At 58.3% G+C, this 16,610-nt stretch carries 19 protein-coding genes; 11 read left to right on the forward strand and 8 right to left on the reverse strand.

Annotated elements, in window-relative coordinates:
- On the forward strand, positions 1 to 1,386 hold a 1,386-nt coding region (locus tag YH62_RS29020; RefSeq protein WP_197082512.1), incomplete at its 5' end, for a tail fiber domain-containing protein.
- A 124-nt stretch (positions 1,387 to 1,510) separates the two neighbouring features.
- On the forward strand, positions 1,511 to 2,641 hold the full coding sequence (locus YH62_RS00010; RefSeq protein WP_046792126.1) for an acyltransferase: 1,131 nt from the start codon (positions 1,511 to 1,513) through the stop codon (positions 2,639 to 2,641).
- 419 nt (positions 2,642 to 3,060) lie between these two features.
- On the opposite strand, the gene YH62_RS00015 is transcribed toward YH62_RS00010, so the two are convergent.
- On the reverse strand, positions 3,061 to 3,459 hold the full coding sequence (locus tag YH62_RS00015) for a DUF1236 domain-containing protein (RefSeq protein ID WP_046792127.1): 399 nt from the start codon (positions 3,457 to 3,459) through the stop codon (positions 3,061 to 3,063).
- Positions 3,460 to 4,080: 621 nt separating this feature from the next.
- On the opposite strand from YH62_RS00015, the gene YH62_RS00020 reads away from it, so the two are divergent.
- From YH62_RS00020 to YH62_RS00035, 5 genes are all read left to right on the forward strand, one after another.
- Positions 4,081 to 4,764, forward strand: coding sequence for a lysozyme (locus YH62_RS00020; protein WP_046792128.1), 684 nt, complete (start codon positions 4,081 to 4,083; stop codon positions 4,762 to 4,764).
- A complete protein-coding gene (locus tag YH62_RS30395) occupies positions 4,764 to 5,000 on the forward strand; it encodes a hypothetical protein (RefSeq protein WP_052760307.1) in 237 nt (78 codons plus the stop codon). The genes YH62_RS00020 and YH62_RS30395 overlap by 1 nt, the downstream gene beginning before the upstream one ends.
- Positions 4,885 to 5,133, forward strand: coding sequence for a hypothetical protein (locus YH62_RS30690; protein ID WP_046792129.1), 249 nt, complete (start codon positions 4,885 to 4,887; stop codon positions 5,131 to 5,133). Before YH62_RS30395 ends, YH62_RS30690 begins: the two co-directional genes overlap by 116 nt.
- A 313-nt stretch (positions 5,134 to 5,446) precedes the next feature.
- Positions 5,447 to 5,812 carry a hypothetical protein gene (locus YH62_RS00030; RefSeq protein WP_046792947.1) on the forward strand — a complete coding sequence of 122 codons (366 nt, stop codon included), beginning with the start codon at positions 5,447 to 5,449 and terminating at the stop codon, positions 5,810 to 5,812.
- Between the two features lie 540 nt (positions 5,813 to 6,352).
- A complete protein-coding gene (locus YH62_RS00035; RefSeq protein ID WP_046792130.1) occupies positions 6,353 to 7,255 on the forward strand; it encodes a LysR family transcriptional regulator in 903 nt (300 codons plus the stop codon).
- Here the strand turns inward: YH62_RS00035 and YH62_RS00040 are convergent.
- The gene (locus YH62_RS00040; protein ID WP_046792131.1) at positions 7,244 to 7,612 is read right to left on the reverse strand and encodes a MarR family transcriptional regulator; all 369 of its coding nucleotides are present in this window, start codon (positions 7,610 to 7,612) and stop codon (positions 7,244 to 7,246) included. The two genes, YH62_RS00035 and YH62_RS00040, sit on opposite strands and share 12 nt — an antisense overlap.
- Before the next feature lie 78 nt (positions 7,613 to 7,690).
- Between YH62_RS00040 and YH62_RS00045 the strand changes: the two genes are divergently transcribed.
- Positions 7,691 to 8,755 carry an IS110 family transposase gene (locus YH62_RS00045; RefSeq protein ID WP_046792132.1) on the forward strand — a complete coding sequence of 355 codons (1,065 nt, stop codon included), beginning with the start codon at positions 7,691 to 7,693 and terminating at the stop codon, positions 8,753 to 8,755.
- 400 nt (positions 8,756 to 9,155) lie between these two features.
- On the opposite strand, the gene YH62_RS00050 is transcribed toward YH62_RS00045, so the two are convergent.
- A complete protein-coding gene (locus YH62_RS00050) occupies positions 9,156 to 9,836 on the reverse strand; it encodes a hypothetical protein (RefSeq protein ID WP_156176902.1) in 681 nt (226 codons plus the stop codon).
- Between the two features lie 152 nt (positions 9,837 to 9,988).
- On the opposite strand from YH62_RS00050, the gene ligD reads away from it, so the two are divergent.
- Both ligD and YH62_RS00060 read left to right on the forward strand, forming a co-directional pair.
- A complete protein-coding gene (ligD, locus tag YH62_RS00055) occupies positions 9,989 to 11,038 on the forward strand; it encodes a non-homologous end-joining DNA ligase (RefSeq protein ID WP_046792134.1) in 1,050 nt (349 codons plus the stop codon).
- A 12-nt stretch (positions 11,039 to 11,050) separates the two neighbouring features.
- Positions 11,051 to 11,401 (forward strand): hypothetical protein, encoded by a 351-nt coding sequence (locus YH62_RS00060; protein WP_137326762.1) that lies wholly within the window; start codon positions 11,051 to 11,053, stop codon positions 11,399 to 11,401.
- 6 nt (positions 11,402 to 11,407) lie between these two features.
- Here the strand turns inward: YH62_RS00060 and YH62_RS00065 are convergent, their stop codons facing one another.
- Both YH62_RS00065 and YH62_RS00070 read right to left on the reverse strand, forming a co-directional pair.
- Positions 11,408 to 11,716: a hypothetical protein gene (locus YH62_RS00065; RefSeq protein ID WP_052760308.1), complete on the reverse strand. Its 309-nt coding sequence runs from the start codon at positions 11,714 to 11,716 to the stop codon at positions 11,408 to 11,410.
- A gap of 29 nt (positions 11,717 to 11,745) precedes the next feature.
- Entirely contained in the window at positions 11,746 to 12,060 is a 315-nt protein-coding gene (locus YH62_RS00070) for a hypothetical protein (RefSeq protein ID WP_046792136.1), read from the reverse strand.
- Between the two features lie 641 nt (positions 12,061 to 12,701).
- Here YH62_RS00070 and YH62_RS00075 point away from each other — a divergent pair.
- Positions 12,702 to 13,361, forward strand: a complete 660-nt coding sequence (locus YH62_RS00075; protein ID WP_046792137.1) for a hypothetical protein — start codon at positions 12,702 to 12,704, stop codon at positions 13,359 to 13,361.
- 79 nt (positions 13,362 to 13,440) lie between these two features.
- Here YH62_RS00075 and YH62_RS00080 read toward each other — a convergent pair whose 3' ends face one another.
- From YH62_RS00080 to YH62_RS00090, 3 genes are read right to left on the reverse strand one after another with little or no spacing between them, the layout of a single operon-like run.
- Positions 13,441 to 14,214, reverse strand: a complete 774-nt coding sequence (locus YH62_RS00080; RefSeq protein WP_046792138.1) for an amino acid ABC transporter ATP-binding protein — start codon at positions 14,212 to 14,214, stop codon at positions 13,441 to 13,443.
- Between the two features lie 32 nt (positions 14,215 to 14,246).
- A complete protein-coding gene (locus tag YH62_RS00085) occupies positions 14,247 to 15,401 on the reverse strand; it encodes an amino acid ABC transporter permease (protein ID WP_046792139.1) in 1,155 nt (384 codons plus the stop codon).
- Positions 15,402 to 15,405: 4 nt separating this feature from the next.
- On the reverse strand, positions 15,406 to 16,596 hold the full coding sequence (locus YH62_RS00090) for an amino acid ABC transporter permease (RefSeq protein ID WP_046792140.1): 1,191 nt from the start codon (positions 16,594 to 16,596) through the stop codon (positions 15,406 to 15,408).
- Between the last annotated feature and the right edge of the window lie 14 nt (positions 16,597 to 16,610).

The following is a 16,610-nucleotide window of genomic DNA, read 5'->3' on the forward strand; positions in this document are numbered from 1 at the left end:
CAGTTCAACAACGACGTCAATCAGGTGCTGCGGAATGCTCAGGCGCTTTCGGAGTATATTCAACGGCTGGATAACCCGTCACTCGGCGCACTGGCATCGCTGACGCCGGCAGAGAACACAGTCCCGGTGTTCACCGGGCCCGAAACGGCTGCCGCTTTGGTGGCGGTGGATTTCCTCGCCTTCCTCGGCTTCTCCAACTTCATGGCGGGGCTGCGGGATAAGGCAGATGTAGCCGCGCTGCTGACGGCGCTGGAATTCTCCAACTTCATGGCGGGGTTGCGGACTGCCGCCAATCAGGCCGACGCTCGAACTGCATTGGGTGCCCAGGCCGCGCTTGGATACACGCCTGTCAACAAGGCCGGCGATACGATGACCGGTGTTCTTACCGGTGTGGCCAGTTCTGCAGCTTTTCCACCGTCATCTTTCCTTGTGCCGGCCTCCACTCACGCGACCTCCAGGCGAGCCAGCATTCAGATCGGCAGCTGGCAGTTAGTGCAGGATGTGGTTGGGAACGGGCCTACCGACTTCGCATTTTATAACGGATCGGTTGGTCACCGTCTAAGGATGTTTACAGGTGGCCAGGTATCCCTATTGGGGAATGCGTCGCCCGCGGGCTGGATGGACATCAGTTCAGCCGCAAACGCAACGCGCCTGTACATTTCTGGATATGGCATCAATCAGGGTTTCGGTATTGTCATGCGATCTGGAGTCGCGGCAGGCGGCGGGTCGGTCGTATTTCAGAACTCAAGCGGGTCCAGTATTGGGACCATCAATCACACCAATACCGATACCACCTACGGAACGACGTCCGATTACCGCCTAAAGACCAATGTCGAGCCTTTGGTGAGCTTCACCCTGGCTGGAGACCAGTTCGATCATCTCGATGATGCCGTCCTGCGCGTCATGGCTATGCGCCCGGTGAATTTCACCTGGGCGGAGTATCCCGAGGCCGGCCTGCAAACGGGTTTCATCGCACATGAGCTACAGCAGGCAGCACCGCATGCGGTGGGCGGCCAGAAAGATGCCAAGGAAGATATCGGCACGGCCACCATTCCCGAGAAGGTCATTCCCGCCCAAGTGATCCCCGGCGATACAGTCACGGTCATTTACCCGGAGACCGGTGAACCGGTGGAGATACAGACGCCCGACCGTGAAGTTCCAGAGCAGATCATTCCCGCACAGGTCTTTGAGGACGTCCGCAATGGCGAGATCGAGGGCGCCGAGTGGGTGAAGACGGGAACACGACCGGTATACCAGGCTGTGGACCACGGCAGGTTGACGCCGGACCTCGTGGCAGCCGTCCAGAGCCTGACGCTCATGGTTTTGGAGCAGCAAGCGGAAATGAAGGCGATGGCGGAGCGTATCTCCGCGCTGGAGCTGGCATAACGCCGCGATGGTGGCGCGAGGATCCAGGCTGACGTGAATCGAGGGTGATTGTTGATCGATTGACGTAATTATTGCTTCCCGCGAATGGCTTTCGTATAAGCCTCGTAGGATTGGGCGGGGAAAAATGCCACGAATTCTTCATCTCGACGGCGTTCGAGGGCTTCTTGCTGCGAGCGTCATGTTAAGTCACGTAATTGGTGGCATCACCGGTTGGGCAGCGGATAGGCCGTTTTACGGTGCATTTTTAGCCGTTGATTTGTTCTTCGTTCTCTCGGGCTTCGTCCTGTCGAAGTTGCTGCTAGCCGAGAAGTATGGCTTCCGCGCGTTTTTCTGGATGCGCTTTTGGCGACTGTGGCCTCTGCATGTCGCGACCATCCTACTCTGCATCGTCGTCTATGAGTTAAACCGCTCGGTTGGACATTATGCGCCGCCGGACGTGATGTTCTCGGACATCCCGCTGATCCTGGAAAACGCGGCGTTCCTGATGACGTTGGGGATCGTGGATGTGGCGGTGATTAATGATCCCTCTTGGTCGATCGGGATCGAATTTTGGCTTTCAGCGCTATTGTTGCCTCTTCTGATTAGAGGCAGTTTGGCTGTGTTGCTAGCAATCATTGTGGCGGCTTACCTCTTCATCGCCATTCACGCGCATGGGCTTATGGCCATTGGTGCTGTGTACCCCTTCGTTAGCCTTGGGGTGCTGAAGGGGATTGCCGGGATGTCGCTTGGTGTAGCGATCTGCAAGGTCGAAGAGCCGCTGAACTCAAAGCTGGAAAACATGGACGTTCAGTGGTACGCCGCATTGATTTCCGTATCGTTTGCATTCACTGCGGCCGCTATTGTCTGGCAGAATAATAGCCTGCTCAACTTCGCGGTAATCGTCGCTATCATCCCTGTCCTGGCCGCGAGATCGTTCTCAAGATTGAGGTCGATCAATGGCTTTTTGTCTTCCAAGCCGTTAGTTTGGCTCGGCACGATCAGCTTCTCACTCTACCTCGTCCACACACCAGTCTTAGTTCTTCTGGATGTACCGACTGTTGCAAGAAGTCTTGGCGGTGTGAATGCAGCGATTTTTCTTAGCGTCGCCTGCATTCTTGCCGGTGCTGCTGTCCATTACTTCTTCGAGAAACCGGTAGCGCGGATAGTAAAGGGCTTTGGTCGAAAGGCCACTGGTGGGGACCTTATTGGGGCCGCAACGCGCCCAAGTCCGAAGGAAGGTGAGAGGCCTCTGGACCCAACACCGAGCAACGCCTGAAATTCGCAATCTCTTAGATGAGTATTCGGCCGGCGCACCCCAAGACTGTGCACCGGCCAGCGGCTGGCTGCTGAAGGAGCGCCTTGCCGCACTCCTTATGTGGCCCTTTGAAGATGCTCGATCAAGGCAAGCATAGGACCGGCAGTTCGCGCTCCTGCCGGTCCTACGGTCGCGGGGAGGTCAATCGGCATTCGGCCGCGACCTTCACCAAACTCTCATGAATGGGCGGTGTTCCCGCGTCGTAGGGGTAGAGCATAGCGCCGGCAAGTTTGGACTCTTGCCGGCGCTATGGTCGCGGTGCTCCCAGGAGAATGAGCACGCGCGACTTGGGGCCGAAAATACGGAGCATGAACCGTTACCTCGGCCCTAATCGCCATAAGACCGGCGACATGCCACGATCGCCGCCCCTATGGCTTAGATCAGTCTAGAACCTGCACGACTGTCCTGGATTTCGGCTCCACGATTATGCGGCGTTCATTGACGACCGTATAAGCGTAATCGGGGTTTTGAGGCACAGGGGTCAAAACTACGGTTTCAGGTACCGGCTTGCCGACCACGATCTCCTGTTCCACCACAATCGGCTGCGCTGGCATCGGTGCTTCTTCGACATACGTTACCACTTCCCGCGGCGGCGGATCGATGGCCCCGCCGGCTACACCGCCCACCACGGCACCAATACCTGCGCCGACTGGGCCGCCTACGATTGCGCCAGTGGCGGCGCCGCCTACCATGCCAGTGGCTGCACCCTTACCCTCTTGGGCAACGGCTGTGCCGGCAAATAGGATTGCGGCAGTTGATAGAATACATGTCCATTTCATTGGTGTTCTCCTCTCTGTTACGTCGTGCTCACAACAGGCCGGAAGTCAAATAGGTTCCCGGATGGGGCTTTAGTCCTAAGCAACTCGAATAAAAGGAGGAGGTATTCTTCGGCAGGGTCGGTTCCGTGGTTGGAATGCATGCTAATAAGCATAGGCCGGAAACCGCTAGCCTCGCGCCGGCGCGAGGAAAGAGGCCCGACATAGCCTGACGGAACCATGTCGAGCCCCGCCGCTAGGGAGTGGGAAGCTCTTCGCGGCGGCTCATTCTACACGCTGTCCTGACCGAAAAACCCCTAGAAATGGGGGAGGAAAGGAGAGGCCCGAACTGTTCAGGCGTTGTCCGGGCCCCTCACGCCGCAGCGGGTCGGGGAGACTTCCACGGCAAATTCTGCCGTAGAGCGGCAACCGCTTCCAAGCAATCTGTTCTTCTGGATCAGGTAAATATCAAATGAAGGAGGCCTGGTGGCTGCTACTCCACCAGGCCTTTGTGCTGCGAATTGTATTATTTCGGGGTGACGGGGATCCGCAGCCTCGCACCGCCGCTGGAGGTCTCTGGCGGGTGCGATGGCAGGTTAACCACGCATCCCCCCTAACGGTTCCCTTCAACATCGGAGAAAAATCATGACACGACGCATCAACGCGGCGGGGCTTTCGCACGTCAAGCAGTGGGAAGGCCTCAAGACCCGCGCCTATCGAGACGTGGCCGGTATTCTGACGATCGGCTACGGCCACACCTCCGCCGCCGGCGCGCCCATGGTCACGGAAAGCATGAAGATCACTGAGGCTCAGGCCGAGGAAATCCTAAGCCGCGATCTCCGGAAGTTTGAGGAGCGCGTCGAGCGCTTCGTGAAGGTGCCGCTGACCGACAATCAGTTCGCGGTGCTGGTCTCCTTCGATTTCAACACCGGCAAGCTCGACAAGTCCACGCTGCTCAAGAAGCTCAACAAGGGCGACTATGACGCCGTTCCGGTCGAGTTGATGAAGTGGGTTCACGCTGGTGGCAAGAAGGTGAAGGGTCTCGTCAATCGCCGTGCTGCCGAGGCTGGCCTGTGGGCAAAGGGCGAGTTCGTCTCGAGCAACACTGTCGAAGCGAAGACGAAGGCTCCCGCGACCGATGTTGCCGTGGTCGGCGGTACCGGTGCGGCGGGGGGTGGGGGGGCCATCGGCCCCGCTCTTCCCGAGATCGTGGGTGTGGGCAGCGGCCAACAGGACGAGCTTTCGAGCGGCGATTGGACCCGGATTGCCATTGCCGTGATAATTGTTGTTTTGACCCTCTATGGCATCTATCGGAAGGTGAGGGCGTGATGACTTCTACGCCCCGCATTCTCGGTGCCTTCGGTATCCTCCTCATCCTCGTGCTCATCGGCGGCTGGTTCTGGAAACAAGCCGGTGACGAGGCTCGTCTATCGATCGAAAGGCATAACAATGAAGCAGGTGATGCTTCGGATCGGGCTCGTAGCGATTTTGACGTTTGTCCTCACGGCTTGTGGGACTTCGGCGCCGAAAAGTGTGTCGGGGCTGCGGCGGGTGGTGGGGACTGACCTCATCGGGGCTCGTGGAGCCACGCCAGCCGATCAGCGAAAGATTGACCGGACGGTGGTCGGGATCTGCTCTGCTGACCTTTGGAGCCGGGAAGAATGCGCGCGGCACGGGGCAGAAGCCAAAGGCGCCTAGCTTACCGTCTTTCCGGGCGATCGGGTCACGGATCGCATCACTCGACTGAGTTCAGGCTCACGCTCTTCACCTTCATCCGGATTGCAAACGGGGCAGGGCATCCCGGCCCCGCCGCAATGGCAGGCCTTTGGGCCAGCCCAAGGCCGGTTCGGGTGAGCCTCACATATCCAACCGGTATCGTCGCACTTCTCGCATCGCATATCGGCACCAATCCCGCTTTCGGTCGATCTTACCACAGGCCGAGGGCGCATGAACTCTATACCACAACACGCATCATATGAGGGCCGGGGAATTGACGAGCAAGGATACGGACATGGTCACGGTACCAACTCCCACCTGGAAGTTCGAATGGAACCTGAACACTCTGGTGAGCCTGATTGGCTTCATCGGGATTTTCTTCGCCTGGGGCGCCACCTGGAACCAGGTGCAATCCGAGATGCGGGCGAACTCTGCGGCGATCGAGCGGCTCGACAAGAGGCTCACCGCGGCGGAGGTCGCTCTCCGTACACTCGATACTCAGGAAATCCGGATCGCTGCTGTCGAGAAGCAGGCGAGCGAGGCAGCCGTTTCCATGCGCTCGCTTGAAAGCACGCTCAATACCCTGGGTTCCGATATCAGGGTGGTGCGCGAAATCCTGCAGAGGATCGAAGGTGACCGGCCTTCATTGCCTGCACGCTGAGAATTGCGGGACTTCTCATGGGGCGATAAGCTGCAGGTGGGCAATGCGGCAGCGCGGGCTAGTGTTTGAAATCATGCTTCCGAAGATGAACGGATGCGAACAGAAGGTCGTCGGCACATTCCGCAATTGCTGAAAGGACTTCTTCTTCGTTCCAGCCCGCCTCTACAGCAGCAGTGACCAAGTCTTTGATTGGCTTCTCGACCACCGATCTGCATTGCAGCAGTCGGGTTCCGTCAGTGGTTTCGACTGTTGGTGACGGGAAGCGAGGCATTTCCTTCTAAGTAGAGCATGTTTGTTCTTAGACAAGATTTGTACTTGTCCCGCACCATTCTTTATTCAGACGCTCTTTCGCGCATTTCTCTTGATCTCATCCCACTGCGGATAGTGCTCATAGCACCACCATGTGACCGGCTCCGCATAGACGGCTGCTGCCAGTATTCATAGCTTGACGTTATAAACGTCTTCTAGATTGATCTGGCTGGAAAACCAACGGATGATCTGCCCCTCAAGCGAATCCTTGCATCAGTTGGAGAGGACAGGATGGAACTGCGCCACATGAGATGCTTTGCCACGCTGGCCGAGGAACTTCATTTCGGTCGCGCGGCTGCGGCGCTGTCCATGGCGCAGCCCGCCCTCAGCGTGCAGATCCAGACGCTGGAAAAGGAGCTTGGGGTTCAGCTTCTCACCCGCTCCACCCGTCGCGTTCAATTGACCAAGGCCGGCGAAATTTTCTACGAGCGGTGTATCCGTATTCTGCGAGAGGTCGAAAACAGTTCCGCGGTCGTCAGGGCTGTTGCAGGCAAGAATGTCGACCGGATCACGATCGGAACCATATACCCGGCAACCTTCGGTGTCCTGCCACTCTTTCTCAGCAAGATCGGCAAGAGATTTCCTGATATCGAGATTCACATCAGCAGCGGCTCCACCGATGCGATCGTCCGCGATCTGGAAAAGGGCCGCATCAATCTCGGTTTCATCCGGCCATTCGAGAACATCGGATCGCTGCGTTGGCAGAAGATCGCCAATGAGCGTTATCTCTTGGCGGTGCCCACTGAAAGCCCGCTGGCGACGGCGCAAACAATTACCATGAGCGATCTGAAACGCGAGCGGATCATCTCCTTTTCTCGCTCAAACCTCTCTTATACGGAAAAGTACTTCTCCGAGCAGTTCAGAAAACACGACCTTGTCGATCATGTCGCCTATAGCTGCGGCGACACCCTCTCCATGGTTTCGCTCGTTGCCGCAGGGCTTGGCGTCGGTTTCGTTCCCGAATGGACGCAGGATCTGCCTCATCGGTCGTTTTGCCTTCGGGAAGTGAAGGGAGTGGATTTTACGATCGGCATGGGGCTCGCCTGGAGCAAGGAAGACCCCACCGCGAACCGCGATGAGATCGTGGAGATCGTCCGCTCGCTTGCAACAGCCTCGCGACCACTACGTTCCTGACTTTCTCTGCTCGGCGCCCAACCTTAGGCGATCGAACAGTTCTGGACAGAACTCAAACTGCCGGGCAGTTCCGCGCCCCATGGAGTTCTTGACGATCGTCTCTGTGAGTATGCCACGCTCGACAAGCGGATCGACCGATTCCGCGACGGCATTGCGCGTCAATCCGGTGATTTTAACGATATTGGATAGAGTTAGCTTTTCGTGGCGCTGATGCATCACGAAGAGCACCGTCATCATCCCCACTTGCTTTAAACGCGATTGCGGCGTTTCACCCTCTGCCGGTTTGCCGAGGACCTCCTGCAGAGCATAGGCCGAGAAAAGCTGGCTTTGCCAATGAGCATTAAGTGCGCCTGTCATATCTTCTCTCGTGCGGCATCCGAAGTCCCCTCGTGCTAGAACACTATCGTTCTGCCACTCGGTTGAGGAGGACCGGTCATGGAGAATATCGCCACCATCGGATTAGACATTGCCAAGAACGTTTTTCAAGTGCACGGCGCGGATAAGGATGGCGCACCGTTGCTCGATCGCAAGCTTAGCCGCGCGGAAGTGCTGGGCTTTTTCGAGCGATTGCCACGATGCGTGGTCGCTCTGGAAGCGTGTGGAACTGCGCATTACTGGGCGCGCTGCATCTCGGAACTGGGCCATGAGGTGCGCCTGATACACGCCACATATGTGAAACCCTTCGTTAAGCGGGGAAAGACCGACGCCTTGGATGCGCAGGCAATCGCCGAAGCGGCCACACAAAAGACGATGCGGTTTGTTCCGATCAAGTCGGTTGACCAACAGGCAGCGACCATGATCTTCGGCGCCCGGAGCCTTTTCGTTCGTCAAAGAGCGCAGGCTACAAATGCGCTACGCGGTCACTTGTCGGAACTTGGATTTACCACGAATACCGGACTTGCAAGCTTCAAGTCGCTTGCGGCGGCTGTTCGTGGCACGGACGGGACACAACTTCCTAAGATTGCCAGAGATGCCCTCGAGGAAATCGTTCTGCAAATCGAACGCTTGTCAGAGCGCATAGAAAAACTAGATCGAGAGATCGTTGAGCGCGCAGATCGTGACGAGGATATGCGGCGACTAATGACGATACCGGGGATTGGGCCCCGGATCGCTGCGGCAGTGAAGGCAATCGTTCCAGATCCCTCCGAATACAAAACGGCGCGCCATTTCGCAGCTTGGATTGGTCTGACGCCGAAGTCACATTCAAGCGGCGGCAAAATTCTCCTGGGGCATATCTCGAAGATGGGCAATCGTGAACTTCGTTCGCTGCTCTACTTGGCGGGGGCAACAGTGCTTGGCACCGTCAAAGATGACAGTGGGATGGTGCGCTGGTCAAAAAGGCTGAAAGCTCGACGCCCCTTCAAGGTTGCTGCTGTAGCGGTGGCAAACAAGCTGGCCCGAATAATTTGGGCAATATTGGTCAAGGGCGGAGTTTACGTTCGCGTGAAAACGGCGTCGAATTCAGGGGTGGCGGCGGGCGAGGTGCAGGGACTCGCGTGATCTGCCATTGCCTATGCATAGGCGGGACGAAAACCAATGTGTTGGTCTCTTGAAACGCAAAAGATGGGCAACGAAAACCGGCATTGTGTGAGTGCGCCTAGGCACGCGAAAGATTGTGGGACTTGCCCCGCGGGGAGGCTAAAGGCTAGCGGCTAGCTGTCGCTAAGGCCGTAGTTGATACAGCACCGTTTCGACTGAGGGCATCGCAATAAACGCGTCTCGCCGGCGGGTCGCTCTGCATAGCTGGAGCGGCCCGTCCTGTTCGTCGACTACTCGCGAACAGGATCACTCCTATCCTTCAGCGGCAGGTGATCTTGAGTACTGGTCGAAGGAATGCGCATCGGTCAGTCTGGGTATCTGCGCTTCCACCCTCGGGTGGGCAAAGCCCTTGTATTCGACGCTAGGCACATCGTTTGCTGCTCATTTCATCGTAGAGCTGCTCGACGCGGCACATGGCGTCCAGCCGCGAATTCTCCCAACCGCTGCCTTTTCCTGGGCGCTTCCGACGACGCCCTTCGACGCCGTACAAAATCCAGAACCAGATATCCTTGCTGGTGGCCGCCGCCTCAAGCTGGAAGACCCTGCCGATCGGCTGTGTGCCATCGAGGCCGATGAAATCCTCCGGCTCTTCTTCCGCCCAGCTATGTTGCCAGCGGTATCGAGGCTTCGATCCTTCTGGGATTTTCTGCCAGCCCATCCAGCCATTGTAGCCGCCAACCCGGATCGCCGCGTTCTTCTCCCGCTCTGCCTGGCGGGCTTTCTCTGCCGCGCGTTGTCGGGCAGCTTCTTCTCTTTCCTTCCGCTCGCTCTCCTTTCTTGCGAGGATAGCCGCTTCGGCACTGCGCACCTGGTCGGTATAAGCGCCGCACGGCGGCTGGCTTCCGAAGGCGCGTCGATGCTCACAGTCCTTTGTTGCGTTCATGACGAGGACTTCAAGCAGCACATCGGGTGAGGACGTCTTGAGAACCTCCGCTTTCGACAGATCCTGCCGAAAGTCGCATTGCGTGCAGGCAATCTCGATTATCTCCTCCGGCACGTCTCTCAGCGAAACCAATTTTCTAGGCCTCTCGGCATCGGACACGACTTCTCCTTCGCGCCGAAGCACGTTCTTCCTTTGTAACTTTTCATAGGGAGCGCCGCCGCATTGCGGCTCCGATGTTCTGATTATGTTCTCATCTGATGCGATGAGTCAATGATGAATGTTATTAAGAACTCGCTGATGTAATATCGGGCATGACCAAGCGCCCGAGAAAACCACCCTCCAAGCCGCTGCTCAACGAAACCGATCTGCCGCTCCAAAGCCGGCCGATCCGCAAGCGTGATCCCAAGCAGCCGCAGCTTCCCTTTGACCCCATGCCGGAGCGGGTAGAGCCGTGCCTAGCTCTCCTGAAGCCGAAGGCGCCGCATGGGCCGGAATGGCTCTTCGAGATCAAATGGGACGGTTACCGGCTAGCGGTGCATATCGAGCCGAACCGCGTTCGCATCCTCACCCGCAACGGCCACGACTGGACGCACCGGTTTCCGGCGATCGTTGACGCGGCGAAGGCTCTCGGGCCGACGACGATGATCCTGGACGGGGAGGCGGTCGTTCTCGACGAGCATGGTCTACCAAACTTCGGCATGCTGCAGAACTCCCTCGGCGGCCGCGGTGGCAAGCTTCCCTCCCGAAATTCCCTTCTCTACGCCTTCGACCTCCTATACTTCGACGGCCACGATCTGAGGGGCATGGAATACGAGGGCCGGCGATCGATGCTGGAAAGCCTTCTCGTAGGCGCTGACGGCTCTATCCGTCTTTCCGAGAACTTCGATGAAGATCCGGAGGAAATGCTTCGCCATGCCTGCCAGTCCGGTCTTGAGGGCATTATTGCCAAGCATCGGGACCGGCCGTATCGATCCGGACGCACCGGCGACTGGCTGAAGATCAAATGCGTCCTCAGCGACAGCTTCACGGTTGTCGGCTACGAGCCGTCCACGAAGGTGCCGGGCGCAGTCGCAAGCCTTCTCCTGGCCGCGTACAAGGGCGTGGATCACGTCTATGTCGGTGGGGTAGGGACAGGCTTCAGCCAGGACGAGGCGAGGCGGCTCAAGAAGCAACTCGACAAGCTCAAGACGAGACTGCCGCCAGTGACGATCCGCGGCAAGAACCTAGTGCTGACCGCGCCGGCATTCATTGCCGAAATCGAGTATCGCGGCTGGACCCATGACGGAAAGCTTAGGCATCCATCATTCAAAGGGATTAGGGACGAAGCGGACGCGGGTGATGTCTATCGCCTGCCCGATTGAAATCTATCAATATTGGCAGATGGCGGTTTTGGGGAATATGGCCTATCCCAAGTGAGAACGGCACAGCAGGGAGGACTCGCCGTGGGGATTGTAGTTTACGGATACCAGATCATTCCGGGCGACGACGAGGATCTTCACTTCGCCACCACGCTAGAGGCGTGCATGAAGGATGCATCCGACCTTTTGAAGGATTTGCGCAATGATCCGGAGGTCAGCCCAACCGAGTTCGGCGCCAGAGCGGTATATGAATGCACTCTGAAGATGCCGGACCCTGCAACCCTTGTTGCCTTCCTCAATGAGCATACAGAAGCGATCGAGAATTGCATAATGGACCGTAAGCTGGTGACGGTCGTCGGGAATTAGGGGCAGCTATTCGAGCTTCCGCTTCAATGCATGCAGCAGCGCCTCCAACTCTGCATTCGAGCCGGCCGCGAGCATGAGGTTGTCGGCGACCTCGATGATTGCCGTCAGGACCTCCGTCTCCTCCCATCCAGCCTTCACCGCATCCTCAATCAGCTCCTGCAGCGGTATCTCGACCGCCATCTGGCAGAACAGGTGCCGGTTCTCGTCTCCCATAGGGAGCGTTGGGGAAGGGATATCACTCATCCCGAAAAGGATAGGGCGAACTGAGATGGCGAAAAGGGAGGGGAGGTTGACCTTGAAAAGGTGGCGGCTCATGGCCGTTCGCCAGAGCCGCCAACAAGATGCTAGTAGAGAATGCGCCGGTTATTGTTCTTGCGGTAGATGTTCCGCGAGGCTCGATCTTGCATCCGTTCAATCTGACGACGCTCGCGAGGCGAAACGTACCCGTCTCTGCCTGCGCGCCACTGCGCCCGGTCAATCCGCTGCTGCTGGCGGCGAAGATTGTGCAACTCTCTCGGCGTTAGCTCTCCGCGTGCGGCTCCGCGGTAAATTCGCTGTTCCTGGCGATATTCACGCGTGTCGCTACGGTAAGTCTGGGCAAGGATCGGAGAGGCAGAAGCCAATATGACTGCGATGGCACTGATGATGATCTTCTTCATGATAGGGGCCTCCATTTCCCAACAGTCGAAATGTGCGCGCCGAACTTTGAACAGGCGATTAACGCTCCATTCATGTGAGGGAGGGACTGAAGAGGAAGGGCCGTTTCGATCCCACAAAAGGTGAGGGGACGGCCTAAAATTCGATAATCAAATCAATGGTGCTCCAAATCCCCTCACCATCGCTGATTTTCATTGAAAACACTTAGAAATTTGGAACTTCTGGCATTCCTGCAGGGGTCGCCATTATCTTCATTGTCCGACCCGGAGATATAGGTAACAGAACTTACCGGAGACACGGGTAACAACTCTCGTTCCGAATGGGCTCGGTAAGTTCCTAGCTTGCATGGCGTCACCGCCATCCGCGGCATCGCCATGGCTCAGCATGCCGGATGCCGTCCGAGACTGCAGCAAATCGGCAACGCGGGCGGATCAATCCCATGTTTACGAAAATTTCGGCTTGGGAAGAGCCGCTTCCGCTCTTATATTAGCGATATCGGTTCCGTCGTGTTGCACGGGGAAGACCGGATTTGGATTTCGCGGGCAGGACCAGCGAAACGCGTCAAGCACATTCAATGGCTTTTAACCGGGCGGCTTCAGGCTGCCTGGCGGGTAGACTATTTTGATTTCGTCCGGGAGTTCTCATGACCAAGACGATTCGCGCCGGCATGGCGGCCATGGTTTCCATTTTTCTTGCGACGGGTCCGGCGATCGCCGATAGCGGGCGGCTGATCTGGCAACCGGCCAAGAGTTCGGACACCAGCTATTCGGTGAAGATGGGCATGCGCTTGCCGACCAGGCTCGAGCCCGAGGCCGGCATTAATATGGGCATGTCGGCCTCCAAGGGCGGGGCGCTGGTGGAGACGCCGGTCAATGTCTGGGGCAGGGTGAAGACCCAGGCCATCCAGAGGCCGGCCTATGAAAGCAACCGCGACATCGATTTGTCCTTCGATGCGCTGCACGGCAGCGGCGCAATCACCATGAACTATTATGACAAGCGCGTCGCGACGCCGACGATCGACGTCGAGCGGCGCAGCAGCTATGCGATGCGCTATGACGGTGTCGCGCAGGAGTGGTGCGGGTTGGAAACCAGCCAATCGCTACGCATTGCGCGCCCCGGCACGGTTGGCACCGCCTTTGTCGTGAAGGGCAAGGCGGCCAATAATTTCGAGACACTCGGCGCCGATCTCGGGCTGGAACAGAAATTCGGGAAGAACATGACCCTCAGCGGCTCGCTAGGGCGGACGACGACTTCGACCGACACCGCAGTGAACGTGAACGCCCGCTATTCCTTCACGTGGTAGCGGATGCGTGCCCCTCGAATAAATAAGTACCTCTAATAAAAAGGGCGCCTTTCGGCGCCCTTTTTCGTGAAAGCCCCGCTCAGTGCAGGATCTGGCTGAGGAAGAGCTTGGTGCGCTCGTGCTGTGGATTGTCGAAGAATTCCGCGGGAGAATTCTGTTCGACGATCTGTCCCTGATCCATGAAGATCACCCGGTTGGCCACCTGGCGGGCAAAGCCCATCTCGTGGGTGACACAGAGCATGGTCATGCCTTCCTCGGCGAGGCCCACCATGGTGTCCAGCACTTCCTTGATCATTTCCGGGTCGAGTGCAGAGGTCGGCTCGTCGAAAAGCATGATCTTCGGGTTCATGCAGAGCGACCGGGCGATCGCCACGCGCTGCTGCTGACCGCCGGAAAGCTGGCCGGGATATTTATGCGCCTGCTCGGGGATCTTCACGCGCGCGAGATAGTGCATGGCGACCTCTTCCGCCTGCTTCTTCGGCATCTTGCGGACCCAGATCGGCGCGAGCGTGCAATTTTCCAGGATCGTCAGATGCGGGAAGAGGTTGAAATGCTGGAACACCATGCCGACCTCGCGCCGCACCTCGTCGATCTTCTTGAGATCGTTGGTGAGCTCGATGCCATCGACGACGACGCGGCCGGACTGATGTTCCTCGAGGCGGTTGATGCAGCGGATCATCGTCGATTTTCCGGAGCCGGACGGGCCGGCAATGACGATGCGCTCGCCGCGCATGACCTTGAGATTGATGTCGCGCAGCACGTGGAAATCCCCGTACCACTTGTTCATCTTGATGATCTCGACGGCGACGTCGGTGTCGGAAATCGTCATTTTCTTGGGTTTGGCTTCTGCCATCTTTTTCCCCTTTGTTATCGTTTGCTGCCAGCTTAGCGCTTATGGCCGGTGTCGAGGTGCCTCTCCATGAAGGCGGAGTAGCGCGACATGCCGAAGCAGAAAAGCCAGAAGATGAAGCCGGCGAAGATGAGGCCGGTTAGCGGCGTGACCGGCGTGATCCAGGTCGTATCGGTGAAGTTGAGGCGCACGATGCCGAGCAGGTCGAACATGCCGATGATCGACACCAGCGAGGTATCTTTGAAGAGGCCGATGAAGGTGTTGACGATGCCGGGAATGACCAGCTTCAACGCCTGCGGCATGACGATCAGCCGGATTTTCTGCCAATAGCTCAGGCCGAGCGAGTCGGCGCCTTCGAACTGCCCCTTCGGAATGGCCTGCAGGCCGCCGCGGATGACTTCGGCCATATAAGCGGAGGCGAAGAGCGCCACGCCGACGAGGGCGCGCAGGAAGTTGTCGATCGTCCAGCCGGTCGGCAGGAAGAGCGGCAGCATCACGTTCGCCATGAAGAGCACGCTGATCAGCGGCACGCCGCGGATGATCTCGATAAAGCCGACGCAGAGCGTGCGGATGATCGGCATATTGGACCTGCGCCCCAGCGCGAGGAGAATGCCGATCGGCAGCGAGACGGCGATACCCACGAAGGACAGGATCAGGGTGACCATCAGGCCGCCCCAGAGGGGTGTCTCCACCTCTCGCAACCCGAACCCGCCATGCAGCAGGAAGAAGGCGACGATCGGCAGGGCGCCGAAAAGCAGTATGGCGTTGAGGCCCTTGCGCGGCAGCTTCGGAATCAGGATCGGCACCAGGAGCGCGATGAACATGATACCGACCAGTATCGGCCGCCAGCGCTCGTCATAGGGGTAGCGTCCGAACATGAACTGCTGGAAGCGGTCTCCGATGAAAGCCCAGCAGGCGCCGGACCAGCCGTCGGGCTGGATGCCGCCCTGCGCGATGGTGGTGCAGGCGCTGCGGTCGGAGCCGGACCAGACGGCATTGAAGAACAGCCATTCGAGCATGCCGGGCAGCACCCAGAGCAGGAAGGCGATCGCCAGGGCAGTGAGGATCGTGTCCCTCGGTGTCGCGAGCAGGTTTGCCCTGATCCAGCCTGGGACGCTCCTGATGCTGAGCGGGGCCGGTTCGGCCGGCAGCATTTGGGGACGGACGAAAGCGACGTTCTTTGCGCTCATGATCTTATCTTTCCACCAGGGCCATCTTGGCGTTGAACCAGTTCATGAACAGCGACGTCAGAATGCTGATGGTGAGATAGACTGTCAGCATGATGAAGATCGCTTCCACGGCTTGTCCCGTCTGGTTGAGGGTCGTGCTGGTCGTGGAAAAGAGTTCGGGGAAGCCGACGGCGACACCGAGCGAAGAGTTCTTCGTCAGATTGAGATACTGGCTGGTCAGCGGTGGAATGATGATGCGCAGGGCCTGGGGAACCACGACGAGACGTGTCGTCATCGCCGGTTGAAGTCCGAGTGCGGACGAGGCTTCGGTCTGTCCTTTCGCCACGCCTCGGATGCCGGCACGGATCACCTCGGCGATGAACGAAGCCGTATAGAGGGACAATGCCAGGTAGAGGGCAACGAATTCCGGCAGTATCCGGGCTCCGCCCGTCATGTTGAAACGGCCGGCGATCGGAGGATCGAAGGTGAGGGGCGCGCCCGCCGCCAGGAAGGCGAGGATAGGCAGCCCGACGACAAGGCCGATGCCCGTCCAGATGATCGGGAACTGCTGCCCCGTTGCCATCTGTCTCTTCGTGGCCCATTGCGCGATTGCGAGCGCGGCGATGATGCCGAGCACGAAGGCGATGGGTACGAACACCGCACCTTCGCCCCAGATCGGTTTGGGGAAGGCCAGCCCACGATTGTTGAGAAATGTGCTGAAGGGGAGCGCGATCGAATCTCTTACCTGCGGCAGGGTGTCGAGCACGCCCTTGTACCAGAAGAAGATGACGAGCAGCACCGGGATGTTGCGGAAGATTTCCACATAAACGGTGCAGAGCTTGGCGATCAGCCAGTTTCTGGAAAGGCGCCCCAGACCGACGAGAAAGCCGATGATCGTGGCGGTGACGATGCCGAGGGAGGCGACCAGCAGCGTATTGAGGAAGCCGACCACGATGGCGCGGCCATAGGTGGAGTCGTTCGTATAGGAGATCAGCGTCGTGCTGATGTCGAAGCCGGCGCGTCCATTGAGGAAGCTGAACCCGGATGCCGTACCAGCCCGGGCAAGGTTCTCTGTCGTGTTATGGAATATCCACCAGCCGAAGATGACGACGATTGCGAGTGCGAGTACCTGGAAAAAAATACCCCGGTATTTGGGGTCGTAGACATAGGACCGGAGAGTCCTCGCCTCGGGAGGCGCGAGTGCAGCGTCTGTCATGCTAGCCAAATCCC

The organism is Rhizobium sp. LC145 (assembly GCF_001005825.1).
In the GTDB taxonomy this organism is placed as follows: domain Bacteria; phylum Pseudomonadota; class Alphaproteobacteria; order Rhizobiales; family Rhizobiaceae; genus Neorhizobium.